Genomic DNA, 18,807 nt, shown 5'->3' with positions numbered 1-18,807 from the left:
CCATAAATTACATACAGTTGATTATCTCTGTTGACACTATTGGCAATCCTTCCATTTTACTCTTTCCATCTACACCCTCTCGAGGAGGCTTGATTTATGTGTATGATAATTTACAGGGCAATTTTACGCTCTTATTGCTGTAATTTAAACCATAATTATCTTTTTTCATTTCACTTTACGGTATTGAAAGATAATTTAGTGCTTTATTAAAATTGATTTTTACTGCTTATTACCAAGTTTTAAAAGTTGCTAGTGTTTTTCTATGGTAAGGGGAAAGGAATTTGCTCGCGTGAATAGGCTTTCTTCATGCAATTGTACATCTTTGTAGGCGGATTAGATGAAGGTAAAGCATTAAGTTGTTATTAGGGGAATGGTATGTTTTTACGGCATCTTATGGAGATTCCTTAGCAGCTTAGCTTGTTTAAGCTACTAAGGAAATAGTTCGATTACTTTGTTATTAGAAGGTATTCACTTGTTGAACAGGTGGCTCGTCAACGCCAACCATAAGGCCTTTACTCTTAACCTGTGACACATCATCTTTATGACCTTCAGGCAAAATGAAGCCTGTATCTACTGTTTAATATGTCATAACATGACCCGAAGTTGCATCGATATTATCGAGGCATTTTTAAGATATTCCTGGCTTCTTCAACAAGCTCAGTACTGCTCAGGGTTAAAGCTTCTTTTCTTGCCAGCTCGGTTTTTAATTCCTCATAGCGAGAACTTAAATCTGAAATAACTCTTTCTGGTTGGGTTGTCTCAAGCTTAATCAGTAAGTCATTAATCGCTTGCTCTAATTTGTGAAGTCTTAAAGCCAGGTTTGCTGTGGGCTTTTGTTGATATTGGTCAGTCAATTGTTGATAGAGGGCTTGTTTACCCTCCAGGAAATTAAAAACGCCATGAAGTTTTTCGCAACGTTCATCAATATCTTGCTTCAGTTGCTGCAACGCCTGATGTGCCTGGCGTAGGCGCGCCACACGCGCATTGATTTCATTTTGTTGTAACAATTTCCCGTAAACTGGGAGTCCGCTCCCATGAAAAAATAAATTAGCCATTTTTTAATTTACCCATTCAATTTTTAGATCCATTATTAATTGTAAGTAGGGGTGTCCACATCGGTTGGAATTATTACAATCTCATTTTCTTTTTGGGAACTATGACACCTACACCCGTTTGTGAAGAAGTATCAACAGGGGGTTGTAAACTTATACTCTCAACCAGGACTGTCGCCCTTGACAATTGAGAATCATCACGCACTACCTCATCTACAAGCTGCCCAACCTCGCCAAATTCTTGAGAATCGTCTAGGTCTATCTGATTAGTCCTAGAAGGCACAACCACTTGTTGTTCTTGTTCACGTAACCTTTTTTCTGCTTCTGCTTCCTCTAGATCAAGTTCTCTGAAGTCTTTTCTATTTTTTGGCTCAAAGCTTTGCTCAAGCTTTTGAACATCTGCTTTATAAGTGGATAATTGGTGTTCATTATTAGCCAGGTTGGCAGCACTTGCAACACCGACAACAGCCGCACCACCAAATACAAGGTAATTTTTTACACCTTCTAGGAGGAATCCTAAAGGAGCTAAAACACCTGTAGCGATTAATACCAAATTTACCAGAGTCGCCAAAACTAAGAAGCCCAAAAAGAGGCTCCCTGCGTTTCTTCGTACAAAAGATTGTTTAGCAACCAGTTCTAAAGCAGGTTTTTTGATAGCTTTAAGAGCTTGTTCGTGTAATTCGACCTGCTGCTCAAAATGTCGCTTTCTGTCTTTGAAGACCTCATTGCGACCAATATTGATAAGATCCATGTCCTTAAGAGCGCTATCTAGTAATTCCAGCTTTGCAGTATCTACGTTGCCATTGGCAAGAATAGTACCTTCAAATAAATCAGCAACAGTTTTTGATTTGGCAAACGCCAGGAATTCTTGCGCGACAGTGTTGCTTTCGACGAGTTCTTTTTGTTTGTCTTGATCATCATTTCTAATAAATTCAGAAGAAGAGAAACACAAAGTTTCTCTATTTTCAGGCATCCCAGTGGTGTTACGTATTATCGTAGCGAACCAAAGAGAAGGGTCTTTCAAGGAATAAGAAATAGAAATGCCGCAAGGAATACCTTCATCATTATAGTAGGCAAAATCAACTTTTTGTACACTTGTTAGGTATTCCTGAAATTCGTCTGGATTTCTCCCTGTATCTTCTTTTAAAAAGTCAGGGTGTAGCATAAAGATCACCATAATGGAGTGATAGAGGCCAGCGGTTAAGTTGCCTTGAGCAAAATCATAACTAGGAGTATTGCTCCAATCACGAACATAATCATCAGCAGTCTTACCACCACTGGGAAGAAAAGCATTTCTTGGTAAATCTTTAAAAATATTTGTTACATTCTCCACGTAGCTTGATCTTTTAAGCGTTTCTTCTGCTACATTACGGAGTCGGCCATTAGGAGCGCGCGAGTCAGGGAAGTATTCGCTAGTAAACACAGACCTAACTACATAGGGATGGTTCCCACTAACTTTTCTTACTTGAGGCATGATGTGGACCTATCTTTCATTTTACATAATTATGTATTGTAACAAATCAATCTTATGCAAATATTAAGAAGCTATGGGGTAAGGAGAAACCCTTACAGAACAACAATGGACACATTATATACATTTTTTGACTCACTGTCTATTACGAATTCACCACAGGCTAGCCTGTGGTGAATGATGAGGATTGTGGAGATTAGCGTTTGGCAACTGCCAAGCCTTTTAAGATGGTCAGTGCGGCATACAGCTGATAATCTTCGTGTAGCAGGGCCTTATCATCTTTGACAGACTCATTCGTTTTACTTTGTTCGCCTTTTTCGTCCTTGTTCAGTAAATGACCACTCAGATCGGCTTCACTGAAACCGGCAAAACCACCTGCTTTAGGGTCTGCCTTGGGCACAGCTATTTCTTCGACTACGATATCAGGTGTAATGCCTTTTGCTTGAATGGAAGTTCCATTAGGCGTGTAGTACAAAGCGGTGGTCAATTTGATTCCTCGTTTATCATCAAGAGGGAGCACCGTTTGTACAGAGCCTTTACCAAAACTTTGTGTACCCAGAATAATGGCTCGTTTGTTATCTTTCAATGCACCGGCAACAATTTCTGAGGCGGACGCAGAACCATTATTGATTAGAACCACCAAAGGTGCATTGTTCAGAATGTCACCGGGATTAGCTAGGGCAGTAAATTTTGAACCAGGGAGGCGACCTTGGGTATAAACAATGAGTTCAGGTTTGCCAGTCTTGCTTGTATCAAGGAATGCATCAGAGACCTGGATCGCTGAGTCTAGTAACCCACCGGGGTTATTACGCAAATCCAGAATAAGGCCTTTGAGTTTTCCACCGGACTGTTGTTTTAATTGGCTAATCGCTTTTTCCATATCTTCGCCAGTCATCGCCTGGAATTGGGTCAAGCGCACATAACCATAGCCATCGTCCAGCAATTTACTTTTTACACTCTTGATCAGGATTTTTTCACGTATCAGTGAAAAATTAAGTGGTTTACTTTCACCTTTACGTAAAATGGTTAAATCGAGAGTAGTCCCTTCTTTGCCGCGCATTAATTCAACCGCTTCTTTTAAGCTGATTCCTTGTACCGATTGGTTACCCAATTTAATGATATAGTCACCGGCTTTAATACCTGCTTTGAAAGCAGGGGTGTCGACCAAGGGAGTGACAACCTTCACTACACCATCCTCCATAGTCACTTCAATGCCTAAGCCGCCAAATTCACCACTTGTTGACGTTTGCAATTCTTTAAAAGAATCCTCATCGAGATAAGTTGAGTGGGGATCTAAGCCATTGAGCATACCTCTTATGGCATTATCAAAGAGTTCTTTATCATCGACGGGTTTAACATAATATTTTTAATTTGACCAATGGCATTGGAAAACCGTTGCACATCTTCCATAGGAATTCGTTTAGTGGTTTCTTCAGCGGTATAAGCTTGTAGCGGGAAAAGAAGGCTCGTGCTGACCCATACGGTGATCGCACCAAAATAAAGGCGTTTGTTGTGCATACTGTTCTCCTTTGGTAAGTTTGGCGCTGTATGCGTCATCTTCCAGTATCACTGTACATTGCAATATAAGTGCCAGAGGATAATCAAGACAACCACTCGAGTGGTGGAATCGCTTTTCCACGCTGCCTTACTTCAAAGTATAGACCGTTTTGTTTTAATCCACCGCTATGGCCTACGGTAGCAATTTGTTCGCCTTGTAGCACGGTTGCCCCTTTGCGTTTAAAGAGAGATTGATTATGAGCATAAAGGGTCATGAAGCCTTGACCATGGTCAAGAATCAATAAAAGTCCATAGCCATTGAGCCAATCGCTAAACACGACTTTGCCTGGATAAACGGCAGTAACAGGGGTGCCTTCTCCGGCAAAAAATGTCACTCCTTGGTTCATTTTTTGTAAAGATTGCCTCCCTACTTGAACAGGGCGTGGCAATTTTCGCCGCATTTGGGTGAATGGTCTTTTAGCTTGAGTAACACTTTGCAGTGCTAATGTTTGAAGTAAACGGGATAAATTTTCTTTATTTTGTTCGTATTCAGACAACGTATGTTCTTTGGTTTCAATTTCGTTGTCGAGTGATTGAATAACAGCAGTATGATACTGCTTATCTCGTTCTAATTGCTGCTGGTGGCTATGAAGTTGTTGTTGTAATTGTTGTTGTTCAGTGAGTTCATTTTTAAGTTTATTATGGTCCTGGGTAATGTCTTTTTTGTAGCATCAATCTGATCGATGATGTTTTGGCGTGATTGAACTAAATATTGATAAAACGTCAATAATCTACTAATTGCATAAGGATCATCCTGATTCAATAGCCATTTAAGTGGTTGATACTCACCCATTTTATATCTTGTGCGCACATGCTGGGCGAGTAACTGCTGTTGGGCTGCTAATTGTTGATTTAATTCAGTAACATGCTGTTGCAAAAGACTAATTTTACGTTGCTTGGAATCCATACCCCGCTGGATAAGACGCAATTTGCGTATGCCATCACTGATTTGTTTTTCAGTACCGGCCAATTCTTGATTAAGTACCCCGCGCTTGTCTTGAGCAGAAGCCAGCGTTTGTTTCAGCGTGTTGATTTGCTGGTCTAACCGTTTTAATTTCGTTTTAGCCTGGGTGAGTGAAGCGTTTTCAGCCCAGCATGCCATTGTCAGCAAAGACAATGAAAATATTGACAAAATGATTGCGTGTATGGAAGTCAATAAGCGGTGTTTAATTTGCAAAATCATAATTCTTTACCAACAGTGCGTGACCAGTCATTTCATCGGGCTGAGTAATACCAAGTAAGGCTAGGATAGTAGGAGCAACGTCAATTAAACTGCCTTTCGGTTGATTAAATTGCCAATCTCCTCCTACATAAAGTAGAGGGACGGGATCGCTGGTATGAGCGGTATGTGCCTGTTTCGTTGTTTCATCAAACATTGCTTCAGCATTGCCATGATCAGCGGTGATTAACAAAGCTCCTCCAATGTCTGTTAGAGCTTGCCACACATCATGCATGCATTGATCAAGGCATTCAATTGCTTTGACAGTGGCATTAAAATCACCACTATGTCCTACCATGTCAGCATTCGCATAATTACAGATAATGACATCATAGGCTTCACTACGAATCGCATCTACTAAAGCCCGTGTCAGTTCTGGCGCACTCATTTCTGGCAATAAATCGTAAGTAGCTACTGATGGGGAAGGAATAAGAATTCTATCTTCATTGCGAAACACGTGTTCTGAACCGCCATTAAAGAAGAATGTGACATGGGCATATTTTTCAGTTTCCGCAATACGTAATTGACTTAAACCGTTATTGGCAATGACTTCTCCCAAGGTGTTATTTAAGGTCATTGGAGGAAAGGCTATTTCAGTTGCCAAATTTTTTGCATAGTGAGTCATGCTTACAAAATGAGCAAGTACCGGGCGGGTTGAGCGAATAAAACCATTAAATTCCTCATCAAGAAACGCTTGGGTTAATTGTCGAGCCCGATCAGCACGGAAATTAAAAAACAGTATTGAATCACCGTCTTCAATCATTTTCCCTGCACCAATCAGTGTGGGAGGAATAAATTCATCGTACTTCTTTTCCTCGTAAAAGGTCGTTATAGCTGTTTCAGCTCGCTGAAATTGATAGTTACTTTTTGCTTCAGTTAATAAACGATAAACCGGTGCAACTCTTTCCCAGCGTTTATCGCGATCCATAGCAAAATACCGCCCTGAGATGGAACATATTGTAGCGACAGGGTATTTTTCTAAATGCTGATTGAGCTTATCCAGACTTTGCAAGGCACTTTGTGGTGGTGTATCGCGGCCATCGAGAAATAAATGGAGACATACATTACTATACCCTAATTGATGACAGAGAGTCAGAAAAGCAAAGAGATGATTTTCATGGCTATGCACACCGCCTGGTGAAAGAAGTCCCATGACATGCAAGGTTTTACTCTTGTTTCGCATATCTTCGATAAGATTAATAAAGACGGGATTTTTAGCAAATTCACCGTTGCTGATTACCTCATTAATACGAGTAAAATCTTGATAAATAATTCGGCCAGCACCGATATGCATATGACCAACCTCAGAATTCCCCATTTGCTCATCGGGCAGACCAACCTGCTGACCTGAGGCATCAAGGAGAATATGCGGGCGACTTTGCCACCATTCATTCCATTGGGGGGTATTGGCTGCAGCAATAGCGTTATGTGCCGTATTTTCTTGGTAACCCCAACCATCTAGAATCATTAAGACGAGTGGTTTAGTCTTTTGCATCAAAAAATCTCAATTGGATAAAACCCGATTATATACTGGTTTTCACTTCTAAGCAGGATGGCATCGCAAAAAGTAAAAGGGGGTACCCATGGTAGGCTGAGTAGAATTAATTTTTAGACATTACAATACTTAATATTTTGTTATAAAGCGGTTAGACTATCCACCATTTTCTGTATTGGATGAATTGGGTTGAATGAGATCTTACCTCAACACATAGCCATTGTGATGGATGGCAATGGGCGTTGGGCACAAAGCCGTGGTTTGTTGCGAGTCGAAGGACATCGTGCTGGTGTTGAGTCAGTAAAGACGGTTATCCGCTGTTGTTTACAAACTCAAATTCCAATCTTGAGTCTATTTGCTTTTAGCAGTGAAAACTGGTCAAGGCCTGAAAACGAAGTTGAGTTTTTGATGCAGCTTTTTATCGAAGCGCTGGGGCATGAAGTGCAAGAACTTCATCAACATGGCGTTTGTTTGCGTTTTACTGGTGGAAGAGAAGCGCTGTCACCAACGCTTCGTTCTCAGATGTTGGCTGCTGAAGAACTGACTGCAAATAATAATCGCTTGATACTTAATGTTGTAGTGAACTACGGTGGTAAATGGGATCTTGTGCGGGCTGCACAACGCATCGCAGAGTCTGTGTGCGCAGGAGAATTGGCTCTTGAGGCTGTTGATGAATCTGCTCTGGAAAAGGCGCTCAGTACTTGTGGATTACCGGATCCTGATTTATTTATTCGTACTAGCGGCGAGCAACGGATTAGCAATTTTTTCCTTTGGCAGCTAGCTTATACTGAATTGTATTTTACTGATGTACATTGGCCTGATTTCACCGCTGAAGAATTCCAAAAAGCATTAGCCAGTTTTAATTCGCGGGAACGGCGTTATGGTAAAACCTCTCAGCAACTTAATGAGGCTAACCATGTTTAAACAGCGATTATTAACCACAATTATACTGGTGCCCCTGGTTTTGTTTGCTATCTATTATGCACCAAATTGGGTTTTTGCTGGTTTTGTACTACTCTTATTGCTAGCTTGTGGTTTTGAATGGTTAGGATTAATTCCTATCGCTTCCTTACCATTAAAAATTGTTTTTCTTGTTTTGCTCCTGGCTGCAACCTGTTTAAGTTATTACTTTTTTGATTATTGGTTGGTTATTGGCCTCTTGTTATGGATTTTGATTTTAGCAGCAATCGTGCTGTTTCCCAGCTCACAATCAGTTTGGGGCTATTCCTGGATAGTTGCCTGTGCCTGCCTGCTACTATTGCCCTTATTTGCTCAGAGTATGATAGCGATTTATAGGCAGGAGCAAGGTAAAGATCTTATCGTGTATTTGCTTTTTCTGGTTTGGGCTACTGATATCGGTGCTTATTTGGCAGGTAAACAGTGGGGACAGCATAAACTGATTCCCTTGGTGAGTCCGGGTAAAACAGTAGAGGGTTCGTTAGGGGGGGGTATATTGTCAATGTTGGTGGCTTGCTGTGGTTACTATTATTTTCAGCCTCGTGTAGGCCTTGTTCATTGGTTTAACATAGCAATAGCAACAACTTTAATTTCCATGATCGGTGATTTATTTATCAGCATGCTTAAAAGAAGAGCTAAAATTAAAGATACTGGTCGATTAATTCCCGGCCATGGTGGCGTACTCGATCGTTTAGATAGTTTAATTGCGGCATCGCCTTTATTTTATTGGGGATTATACGTTTTAGCACCGGGAATCTAATTATGGTACTGACTTTAATTTATTTTTTCCTTGCATTGTTATTATTAATAACAGTACATGAATATGGTCATTTTCTTGTAGCCCGTCTTTGTGGTGTGAAGGTTCTCCGTTTTTCATTTGGTTTTGGCAAGGTCTTGGCACGCTGGCATGATAAACAGGGTACTGAGTATGCCTGGTCTCTTTTTCCACTTGGTGGTTATGTGAAAATGCTGGATGAAACGGAAGGTGAAGTCCCGGAAAAAGAGCGTCATCTTGCTTTTAATAACAAATCGGTTTGGGCTCGGATTGCAATCATTGTGGCAGGTCCTTTATTTAATTTTATTTTTGCTTTCGCGGCGTTATGGCTGGTTTTGGTGATTGGCATTCAATCTCTGGCACCTATGATTGAAACCGTTAAGCCCGGAAGTATTGCGGCAGAGGCTGGTTTAGGGCCGAAACAAGAAATTCTGGCTCTGGATGGTAAAAAATTGCAAGCTGGCGAGATTTTCAATTTGCTTTAATGCCTTTGCTCGGTAGTGATGAAAAAATATCTATTTCGGTAAAGTCATTAGTGAATAATGAGAAAAAGACATTTATTTTGCCCTTGGCAAATTGGACCTTGGATGCAAAAAGGCCTGATCCATTAGGGAGTCTTGGGATAACCCCCTTTATACCTACCATTCCGCCCATAGTAGGTGAAGTACTTGATGAATCACCGGCCAAGGCAGCAGGGTTACAACAGGGCGATGTTATTAAGACTGTTGATGGTAACCCGTTAGAGGATTGGTTGAGTTTGGTTGATTATGTCAAGCAACATCCAGGTGCTTCACTGCTTTTGTCGATCGCCAGACAAGGGCATGTAGAGAACGTCAAATTACAAATTGGTACGAAAGTAAATGATGGCCAAAAAGAAGGGTTTCTTGGTGTTCGTTCACAAAAAGTAGATTGGCCGCCACAATGGTTGCGCGTCCAACGTCAAGGTCCAGTTAAAGCAGTAGGGACTGCTTTTGCGCAAACAATTGATTTAACAAGTGCAACGTTCTCTCTAATTGGACGTTTTATTACGGGCAAATTAGCCTTACAAAGCATTAGCGGACCAGTGGGGATAGCCCAGGGAGCAGGCGAATCCGCCCGCAACGGATTTACTTATTATTTATCTTTTTTAGCGTTAGTCAGTATTAGTTTAGGTGTGTTGAATCTATTACCTATTCCTATGCTGGATGGAGGCCATTTACTGTATTGTTTGGTGGAAATTGTAAGAAGACGGCCACTTTCCGAGGAAGTGAGATCAGCGGGAATTTATGTTGGCTTATTATTTATGATGGCATTGATGATTCTGGCATTGAGCAATGATATATCGCGTTTGCTGGGATAATCATGATTATTTTATGAGTGTTCTCTATCGAAATAATCAATAAATCAATTGAGTATATAAATGTAAGTTAATTTTTAGCCCTAAGATGATAAATAGCTGGTAACAGTGGGGGTTCTCTGTGGTAGACTGTCGCAAAAAATCTAGCTATGACTCGATTTAGCGCGTTTGGATGTGACCATTCTTGCGTTAGTTATTCAGCTCAAGGCTACATTTTACTCAGTAGATCTCTTTCCAACCTCGCTGTGGTGTGGAAGAACGGGGAGATACGGCGCGCAGAAACGGAGTGTACAAAGCAAGTACATAAAAGATTCGAGCACTGTATCGACGAAGCAATTTTCTACCGCAGTAACGTTTGGAAAGAGGTCTAATTTCTTGACAGGGTTAGTCAGTTCCTATAAAAGGGTGCAATTTATATTCGTGCTGGAGTTATTCCAGCGACAAGACCGTGCGTAGTACTGGACGTAAAATAAGAATGAAAAAAGTCAGTAAAAAATTGTTTTGGGTATCCTCTGTTCAACCGCGTTAGCCTGGTCGGCTGAAATCAGTGCGGCAAATGGCTTTGTTGTACGTGATATCAAGATTGTTGGTTTGCAGCGAGTCAGTTTGGGTACTGTGTTGAATTACTTGCCTGTACAAGTTGGTGAGGAAATCGGGCCTGGCTCCTCGGCTCAAATCATTCGAGCGCTTTATGAAACTGGTTTTTTCCAAGCAGTATCTCTTGAGCGAGAAGGTAGCACACTGGTTGTTCATGTGGTTGAGCGAGCCACTATCGGTTCTATTACGGTAGTAGGAAATCAGGAAATTCCCAGTGATAAAATGAAGGAATTACTCAAGCAAATGGGCTTGGTCAAAGGCCGCGTTTTTCAGCGGTCATCTCTTGAGCATTTAGAAAAGGAATTAAAGCAGGCCTACAATGCACGTGGAAAATATAATTCTCGTATCGAGACGAAGATTACGTCATTGACGGAAAACCGTGTTGCAATCACTGTGACTGTCTCGGAAGGGCGCGTTTCCCGGATCAAAGAAATTAAATTTATTGGAAATCACGATTTTACTAGTAATGAATTGTTACCAGAGTTGTCTTTGTCGACTAGTAATATTTTCACCTATTTCAGTAAAAAGATCAGTATTCCAAAGCAGCTATGGACACCTCTTTAGAGGCTCTACGGTCTTTTTATCTTGATCGTGGCTATTTGAAATTTAATATTGTGTCGTCGCAAGTCTTATTGTCACCTGATAAGAAAGATGTTTTTATTAATATTCATATCGATGAGGGACCACAGTACCATTTCGCCGGTTATGCGGTCGCAGGTCAAACGATTTTGCCCAAAGAGAAAATAGACGCTCTGGTTCAGGTAAAACAAGGTGATGTGTTTTCACGTAAAAAGTTACGGAGAGTATTTCTGCGATTGGTTTGGCTTTAGGTGATGTCGGTTATGGTTTTCCTGCCATTAATGCAGAACCCCGGGTAGATGAAACGAATAAAACGGTCTTTATTACCTTTATGATCGATCCTGGCCGCCATGTTTATGTACGTCGTATCAATTTCCATGGTAATACAAAAACGGCTGATTACGTATTGCGCAATGTGATTCGCCAAAATGAAGGCGGTTTGCTGTCCCTGCATAATATTAAAGAATCTGAAAGGCAGCTGCGTCTGCTTAGCTATTTAAAAAATATCAATGTGAAAACAAATCCTGTACCAGGAACAAATAACCAAGTTGATTTGGATGTTGATGTAGAAGAAGCACCTTCGGCAGAAGCAACGGCTTCTTTAGGTTATGGTACTAACGGACCACAATTTAATGCTGCAATTAATCAACATAACTTCATGGGTACTGGGCGTTCTATGGGGATTGGCTTTAATGCAAGCTATTGGGGACAGGACTATAACCTAAACTATTATAATCCTTTTTATACCCAAAATGGGATTGGGCGTGGGATGGGTCTCTATTATCAGAGGGTTGATCCCAAAAAATTAGATGTCAGTTCCTATTCCTCTAACCGTTTTGGTGGTGATGTCAGTTACAACGTATTATTAAGCGAAAATAGTAGTCTGCAATTCGGCTATGGATACCAAGACTTACGTATTAAGTCAGTGGGTACCGTTATGCAAATTCAGAATTTTGTGAATTTATATGGGCGCGATTTTCACGAGATTCGCTTAACAACCGGTTGGAACCGTAACAGCTACGATCAAATGCCTTACCCTACAAGAGGGATGAATCAGCAAATCTCGGCTTTAGTTGCTTTGCCAGCCTCATCCAACTCCCTATCGTATTATAAAACGGCTTATCAGGCGCATTGGTATCAACCAATTACTCGTGGTTTTATTTTTACCTTGTTAGGAAATGTTGGTTATGGGAATGGCTTTAACGGCAAGAGTTTACCGTTCTTCGAAAACTATTTTGCTGGAGGTATTGCCCAGCCTGGTCAGGTTCGGGGTTATGACAGTTACTCGCTAGGACCTCAAGATAGTAATGGTAATGCAATCGGTGCCAACTTCCTTGTAAATGGAAGTGCTGGCCTGATCCTACCTTATCCTTTAAGTCGTGATAATGTCAGAACAACTGTTTTTGCCGATGCAGGTAACGTTTTTGCAAAAGGAATACCGTCTGCTTTGAGAGGAACGTTGGCAGGACCAATGCGTTATTCAGCCGGTTTGTCTGTTGAATGGCGTTCTCCGTTTGGACCGTTGGCATTCAGCGTGGCTCAGGCATTGAATAAACAACCTTTAGATAAGGGACAATTGTTCCAATTTACATTATCATCCGGGTTTTAATTTCGCAGGGGTTAGTTTCGCGAATCATAGACGCTAACTGAAGAAATTAATGTGGTGAAGACTAGCACAATATCGCAACCTGCAGTGAAGTGTGTTAGCATCAGAGACTTTTAATCAGGAGAGCAACATAATGAAGCGTGTCAGTGGGATTTTAATTGCATTAGTGTTTGGTTTAGGTGCCGCTAATGCTTTTGCAGATTGGGCGAAAATTGGTGTTGTAGATTTGCAAAAAATCATGCAAACCTCTAGCCAAATGAAAGTAATCCAACAAAAACTAGAGAAAGATTTCAAACCTCGTCGTGATAAGTTAGTTGTGATGGAAGAAGGTTTGAAGAAGGATATGGAAAAATTCAAGCGCGATAGCGCCATTATGAGCCAAACTCAAAAGAAAGAGTTGGAGAAAAAAATCGTTGCAACCCAGCAAACTTTTGAAAGAGAAGGCCAGCAATATCAGCAGGAATTGAGTACAGCTCATAATGAAGCAATGGAAGAGCTTTACGGTAAGATCCGCAAAGCGATCAACAAGGTTGCTGAAACTCAGAAATATGACCTCATACTGCAGAAAGATGCTGCACCATTCAGTGTTTCCAAGTTGGATATTACTGAGGAAGTGATGAAACAAATTAACTAATTGTTTCATTGCTCTAATTCGTGAGTAAAGTGTATACCCTTGCCGAGCTAGCGGCTCGTCTGGATGGGGTTTTTCATGGTCAAACTGAATGCCCCATTCAGGGTTTTGCATCGTTGAGTCGTGCTACCAAGACCGATCTGGCTTACTTTGATAATCCAGCTTTGCTTGCATCTTTGAGCCAAACGAAGGCTGGTGCTGTCCTGTTAACAGCGGCTTATCTCCAACATTGCCCAACTAGCTCTATCGTAGTTGCTAATCCTCTAGAAAAAATGTCAATGGCTGCGAGATTATTTCAACAGTCTCCAAAAGCCTTCGAAGGAATTCATGCGACAGCCGTAGTTGCTGCTTCGGCCACTATAGGTCAGGGTGTGCGAGTGGGGGAAAATTCCGTTATTGGTGACCGGGTTTTCCTAGGTAATGGTGTTCAAGTCGCTGCAAATTGTGTGCTTGAGCCTGGCGTCAGTGTAGGAAATCAAACCACGATTCAGAATGGGGTTGCTATTCTACAAGGTTCCAAAATAGGTCAACATGTTGCTATCGAAAGTGGGGTCGTGCTTGGTGCCTTGCCTTTTAATAGTATAAAAATGCAAGGTCGCTGGTTACATGGCCCGGCTGTTGGTGGGGTTATTATCGCAGATTACGTTCAGCTAGGCGCCAATACGGTTATTGCCAGAGGGGCTCTAGGCGATACTTATATCGGTGAAGGTGTGCACATCGATAATTTGGTACAGATTGCTCATGATGTTATTATTGGCGCAAATTCAGCCATTGCTGGTTGTGCCGCGATTGGTGCTTATACAAGGATTGGGGCACATTGTATAATCGGTGGTGCCAGTTGTGTTGCGGCGCACGTGCATCTTGTTGATGATATCGTTATTACCGGCATGTCAACAGTGAATAAATCTTTGTCTAAGCCAGGTGTTTATTCTTCTGGCATTATGGTGAGTGAACATGGACAATGGCGTCGCAATGCGGCGCGTTTTCGGCGCCTTGATAATTATGTTACCCGCCTCACCAAATTGGAAAAAGAGTGGCAGCGCGATTCAAATTGAGTTCTCAGAAATTGAGACTAGACGTAAAGCCCTAATGAATTTAATGAGAGTAAAGTGCATGAGTGAACTGATTGAAATAACTAAAATTCTCGATTTATTGCCACATCGTTATCCATTCATCCTAGTTGATCGGGTGATGGAATACAAAGCAATGGATTATTTGATTGCTACCAAAAATGTAACAATCAACGAACCTTTTTTATGGGGCATTTTCCAGGAAATCCTATCATGCCTGGTGTACTCATGCTTGAAGCTTTAGCCCAGGCTAGTGCGATATTATCGAATTTATCGCGCAAGCCTAAAGACGGCTATGAATTCTTGTATTTCTTTGCAGGGATTGATAATGCTCGCTTCAAGCAAATAGTAATACCCGGTGATCAATTACGTTTAGAAGTCAGACTAATTGGTCAAAAACGTGATTTTTGGCGGATGCGTGGCGAAGCTTTTGTTGGTGACAAGCTTGCTTGCTCGGCAGATTTAATGAGTGCAGCGAAGGAAATTGTAAAGTGATAGATGAACGTGCAATGATTCATTCCTCTGCCAAATTGGCAAAAGGCGTATCAGTAGGTCCAGGCAGCGTGATTGGCGCTGATGTGGAAATTGGTGAAGGAACCTGGATTGGTCCACATGTGGTGATTCAAGGACCCACTGTTATAGGTAAAAATAACAAGATTTTTCAATTTGCTTCTGTAGGAGATGAACCGCAGGATATTACCTATAAAGGCGAACCCACCCGTTTAGAAATTGGCGATAATAACGTTATCCGTGAATATTGTACGATTAGCCGGGGTACGGTCAAAGGCGGAGGAGTTACTCGTGTTGGAAATAGTAATTACTTAATGGCTTATTCCCATATTGGTCATGACTGTATGATAGGCAATGGCACCACGATGGTAAATCATGCAGCCTTATCTGGCCATGTCATTGTTAACGATTTTGCCATCATAGGGCCTTATGCTGCTATACATCAATTTTGCCATATAGGCGCCTATGCTTTTATTGCTCGCGCAACTTACGTTTCCAAAGATGTGTTACCTTATGTCATGATTGCTGGTCATACCACCGCTGCTTGTGGAATCAATACAGTTGGTTTAAGACGGCGAGGTTTTTCTTCTTCCGCGATTGATCATTTGCGACGTGCCTATAAAATTATTTTCCGCAAAGGATTAACAGTACAGCAAGCTGTTGCAGAATTAGAGATAATGCAAAATGATTGTCCTGAAGTAATCCCTATGATTGATGCTCTGAATCAATCAACTCGAGGCATTGTGAGATAACAGTGGTAGCTCCAATGCTTGCTGTAGCCTGTGGAGGAGCTTTAGGGGCAGTAGCCCGTTTTGCTACTGTAAGCATAGTGCAACATGTTTTAGGTTCGCGCTATCCTTATGGTACCTGGGTAGTTAACAGTGTAGGGTCTTTTTTAGCAGGTTTTCTAATAATCCTGCTGATAGAACGATTTGATGTAGGGGACTATTGGCGTTTATTATTAGTAGTTGGTTTTCTTGGGGCTTATACGACGTTTTCCAGTTTTGCTTGGGAAACCTGGGTACTTTACCAAAATGGCCAAGTACTCGCTGTTGTATTGAATATATTATTCAATAATATCGGTTCATTAGCGATGGTTTTACTAGGGATTTACTGTGGCCGATTGTTGAGTTGAGTTTGTGGCTCCAAATCAATAAGACTCAGAAGGGATTATTATCAATCGAATTAAACAGGATAAACTTGCGTGGTGGAGTTAATCCGAATTGTCTGCGACCAGAGTGAAAGGTGAGCTATGTTAGATCCTCAATTGTTGCGTGATAATCCGCAATATGTTGCTGAGCAACTGAAAAACGCGGTTTTCATTTTGATGTGCAAGCATTTGTTATTCTTGAAGAACAAAGAAAGCTGTTGCAAGTTGCAACTCAAGCATTACAAAATGATCGTAATCAGCGTTCTAAATTGATTGGACAAGTAAAAGCTCGCGGTGAAGATATTACTGCGATGCGTGAAGAGGTCAATCGTCTCGGTGAAGAGTTACAGAGTAAAAAAGCGGAGCTTGATGAAGTATTAAAGCAGCTGGATACACTCCTCTTTAGCTTACCGAATTTACCACACCCCTCTGTACCGGAGGGACGTGATGAACAAGATAATCAGGAAATCCGTCGCTGGGGTACAGTGCCTACTTTCGATTTTGCAGTAAAATCGCACGATGAATTGGGTGAAGCGCTAGCTAAGATGGATTTTGCTCTGGCGGCTAAAATTACCGGTAGTCGTTTTGTGGTGATGAAAGCTGAGCTTGCCAGATTACATCGCGCGCTTATTCAATTCATGCTGGATATTCATACGCAAGAACATGGTTATGAAGAAATTTATGTTCCCTATATAGTCAATGCTGATAGTTTAATGGGTACTGGACAATTACCGAAATTTGAAGACGATTTATTTAAATTGAAGGGCGATGACGATTATTACCTCACTTCGACTGCTGAAATTCCAGTAACAAATACTGTCCGCGATACAATTTTAGCTGCAGAATCGTTACCGCTGCGCCATGCTTGCCATTCTCCTTGTTTTCGTAGTGAGGCTGGTTCCTATGGTAAAGATACTAAAGGCATGATCCGGCAACATCAATTTGAAAAAGTTGAACTGGTCTGGATTACTACTCCTGATACCTCTTATGAGGCGCTTGAAAAACTAACTCATCATGCCGAGGTTATTTTGCAGCGGCTGGAATTACCTTATCGCGTTGTAGCACTTTGTACGGGCGATCTGGGAGCTGGCGCTGCTAAAACCTATGATTTGGAAGTATGGTTACCCAGCCAGGGTATGTATAGAGAAATTTCATCTTGTTCCAATACGGAGGCTTACCAAGCTCGTCGTATGAAAGCGCGTTATCGGCACCCAGAAACCCGTGAGATGGAGCTAGTGCACACTCTAAATGGTTCTGGGCTTGCAGTTGGCCGTACGTTGGTAGCGATTATGGAAAATTACCAAGACAGGGATGGCAATATTCGTATTCCCAGTGCATTGCAGCCTTATTTGGGTGGTATGAAGCTGATTAAAGCTTAGTTGCTTATATAGATGGAGTTGTTAAAGGCAGTTATAATCGAAGGATGGGCTGATTTCAAGATTAGCACTCCATAATAAAGATAAATTATTTTCAACAGGGAAGGCCTTTTTTGATCCAAAAATCGACTCTGCATTGATTTACCTTCCTGAGCATTTTTTGAGTTTTTTAGTCCGCACTCTCCTTTCACCTCTTAGTAGAGAGTGAGGCTAAAAAACATTATTTCAGCTTTATAGGTTTCTTTAGCACAAAAGGTAACAGATCGGGGCTATCTTTGTGTAATTGATGAGAATACAGGTATTCTTCTGGCCCACTCTATCAAAAAATTAGTTGGAGAAAACGTACATCAATTTAATGTAAGTTTTTATTGCCAGGACAGAAGTACCTAAAAAATGGGAAGGCGAGCCAAACTAAAATGAATATTTAATTTCTATAATAAGAGTAAGGATAGTGCGATTTAATGAGCGGAATAACCATTTCATTTTATCCGATAGTAAAAGGAAGAATTTATGGCCTTAAAGATAACGTTTCTTGGTTCTGGTTCAGCATTCACTGTGGGGAAAGATAATTATCAATCCAATCTACTTTTACAAAAAGCGAATGATACTTTGCTTATTGATGCTGGAGGAGATCTCCGTTTTTCATTAAATGAACAACATTTAACTTATGCAGATATCAAGAGCGTCTATATTAGTCATTTACATGCTGATCATATAGGTGGCCTGGAATGGTTGGCCATTAACACGTTTTTTGATCTTAACTATAAAACAAAACCTAATCTCTACTGTTCGGAAAATATTATTAAGGATTTATGGGAACACTCATTATCTGGCGGATTACGTACATTGCAGACTGAAAAGGCTACACTGGAAACTTTTTTAATACTCATCCTATAAAAGAGCAATTTTGTTGGAATGACATTAATTTTCAACTGGTACAATCAATCCATATTGTCAGTAATTATGAGTTAATGCCTTGTTATGGTTTATTGATGCACTACAAGGAAAACAAAATTTATTTTACTGCTGATACGCAATATGCGCCTAAACAGCTTTTGGATTACTATGAAGAAGCAACTATTATTTTTCATGATTGTGAAACAGCAGAAAAAAATCAGGCGTTCATGCCCATTATTCCGAATTAGTTACTATCCCTGCAAGATTGAAGAAAAAATATGGTTGTACCATCATAGTCCCGGAAAATTGCCTGATGCCAAAGCGGATGGTTTTTTAGGCTTTGTTAAAAAAGGGCAATCATTTTTGTTTCGTTGAAAGTTCAATGCAAGATGCTTATTTTCAACGAAACAAAGGTATTTTGGAAATCTAAAACAAATTTCTAGCACCAGGCTTGTCATGCAATAGAAAGTTTATTTCTTGTGTTCCAGATAATCTTCAACAACGTCACCATAAGGGAGTGTTAAATCAG

The 18,807-nt window shown here is 40.9% G+C and carries 14 protein-coding genes and 5 pseudogenes; 14 read left to right on the top strand and 5 right to left on the bottom strand.

The features are described 5' to 3' along the window. Positions 1–614 precede the first annotated feature (614 nt). The 5 genes and pseudogenes from BN58_RS17500 to gpmI form a co-directional block, all read right to left on the bottom strand. A complete protein-coding gene (locus tag BN58_RS17500) occupies positions 615–1,055 on the bottom strand; it encodes a hypothetical protein (protein ID WP_019217948.1) in 441 nt (146 codons plus the stop codon). Between the two features lie 73 nt (positions 1,056–1,128). Continuing rightward, entirely contained in the window at positions 1,129–2,526 is a 1,398-nt protein-coding gene (locus BN58_RS17495; RefSeq protein ID WP_156812618.1) for a hypothetical protein, read from the bottom strand. A gap of 193 nt (positions 2,527–2,719) precedes the next feature. After that, positions 2,720–4,041, bottom strand: a pseudogene (locus BN58_RS26765) (S41 family peptidase). A gap of 83 nt (positions 4,042–4,124) precedes the next feature. After that, positions 4,125–5,182: pseudogene (locus BN58_RS26760) on the bottom strand (murein hydrolase activator EnvC family protein). A gap of 64 nt (positions 5,183–5,246) precedes the next feature. After that, the gene (gene gpmI / locus BN58_RS17480) at positions 5,247–6,794 is read right to left on the bottom strand and encodes a 2,3-bisphosphoglycerate-independent phosphoglycerate mutase (protein ID WP_026069575.1); all 1,548 of its coding nucleotides are present in this window, start codon (positions 6,792–6,794) and stop codon (positions 5,247–5,249) included. Positions 6,795–6,983: 189 nt separating this feature from the next. Here gpmI and uppS point away from each other — a divergent pair, with 189 nt between their 5' ends. The 14 genes and pseudogenes from uppS (at position 6,984) to BN58_RS35090 (ending at position 18,526) form a co-directional block, all read left to right on the top strand. Next, positions 6,984–7,718, top strand: coding sequence for a polyprenyl diphosphate synthase (uppS, locus tag BN58_RS17475; protein ID WP_019217943.1), 735 nt, complete (start codon positions 6,984–6,986; stop codon positions 7,716–7,718). Beyond that, on the top strand, positions 7,711–8,511 hold the full coding sequence (locus BN58_RS17470; RefSeq protein ID WP_019217942.1) for a phosphatidate cytidylyltransferase: 801 nt from the start codon (positions 7,711–7,713) through the stop codon (positions 8,509–8,511). The genes uppS and BN58_RS17470 overlap by 8 nt, the downstream gene beginning before the upstream one ends. A 2-nt stretch (positions 8,512–8,513) precedes the next feature. Next, positions 8,514–9,865: pseudogene (gene rseP / locus BN58_RS26755) on the top strand (RIP metalloprotease RseP). Between the two features lie 498 nt (positions 9,866–10,363). Continuing rightward, the gene (locus BN58_RS38055; RefSeq protein ID WP_232220747.1) at positions 10,364–11,023 is read left to right on the top strand and encodes a POTRA domain-containing protein; all 660 of its coding nucleotides are present in this window, start codon (positions 10,364–10,366) and stop codon (positions 11,021–11,023) included. Next, positions 11,008–11,289: a POTRA domain-containing protein gene (locus BN58_RS38050; protein WP_232220746.1), complete on the top strand. Its 282-nt coding sequence runs from the start codon at positions 11,008–11,010 to the stop codon at positions 11,287–11,289. The genes BN58_RS38055 and BN58_RS38050 overlap by 16 nt, the downstream gene beginning before the upstream one ends. Next, positions 11,280–12,647, top strand: coding sequence for an outer membrane protein assembly factor BamA (bamA, locus tag BN58_RS38045; protein WP_232220745.1), 1,368 nt, complete (start codon positions 11,280–11,282; stop codon positions 12,645–12,647). Before BN58_RS38050 ends, bamA begins: the two co-directional genes overlap by 10 nt. 130 nt (positions 12,648–12,777) lie before the next feature. Further along, the gene (locus BN58_RS17455; RefSeq protein WP_019217941.1) at positions 12,778–13,278 is read left to right on the top strand and encodes an OmpH family outer membrane protein; all 501 of its coding nucleotides are present in this window, start codon (positions 12,778–12,780) and stop codon (positions 13,276–13,278) included. 29 nt (positions 13,279–13,307) lie between these two features. Next, positions 13,308–14,330: a UDP-3-O-(3-hydroxymyristoyl)glucosamine N-acyltransferase gene (gene lpxD, locus BN58_RS17450; RefSeq protein ID WP_026069574.1), complete on the top strand. Its 1,023-nt coding sequence runs from the start codon at positions 13,308–13,310 to the stop codon at positions 14,328–14,330. 58 nt (positions 14,331–14,388) lie between these two features. Further along, positions 14,389–14,840 (top strand): annotated as a pseudogene (gene fabZ / locus BN58_RS26745) (3-hydroxyacyl-ACP dehydratase FabZ). Then, positions 14,837–15,607, top strand: coding sequence for an acyl-ACP--UDP-N-acetylglucosamine O-acyltransferase (lpxA, locus tag BN58_RS17440; protein ID WP_019217938.1), 771 nt, complete (start codon positions 14,837–14,839; stop codon positions 15,605–15,607). Before fabZ ends, lpxA begins: the two are co-directional and overlap by 4 nt. Positions 15,608–15,609: 2 nt before the next feature. Further along, entirely contained in the window at positions 15,610–15,990 is a 381-nt protein-coding gene (gene crcB / locus BN58_RS17435) for a fluoride efflux transporter CrcB (RefSeq protein WP_232220744.1), read from the top strand. 117 nt (positions 15,991–16,107) lie between these two features. Continuing rightward, positions 16,108–17,384: pseudogene (gene serS / locus BN58_RS26740) on the top strand (serine--tRNA ligase). Positions 17,385–17,891: 507 nt separating this feature from the next. Next, the gene (locus BN58_RS35095; protein ID WP_232220743.1) at positions 17,892–18,278 is read left to right on the top strand and encodes an MBL fold metallo-hydrolase; all 387 of its coding nucleotides are present in this window, start codon (positions 17,892–17,894) and stop codon (positions 18,276–18,278) included. Between the two features lie 74 nt (positions 18,279–18,352). Then, the gene (locus BN58_RS35090; protein WP_232220742.1) at positions 18,353–18,526 is read left to right on the top strand and encodes a hypothetical protein; all 174 of its coding nucleotides are present in this window, start codon (positions 18,353–18,355) and stop codon (positions 18,524–18,526) included. Positions 18,527–18,807: the final 281 nt, after the last annotated feature.

This window comes from Legionella tunisiensis, from assembly GCF_000308315.1.
In the GTDB taxonomy this organism is placed as follows: Bacteria; Pseudomonadota; Gammaproteobacteria; order Legionellales; family Legionellaceae; genus Tatlockia; species Tatlockia tunisiensis.
Note: the sequence above shows the minus strand (reverse complement) of the source record. Positions and strands in the feature narration are given on the sequence as shown.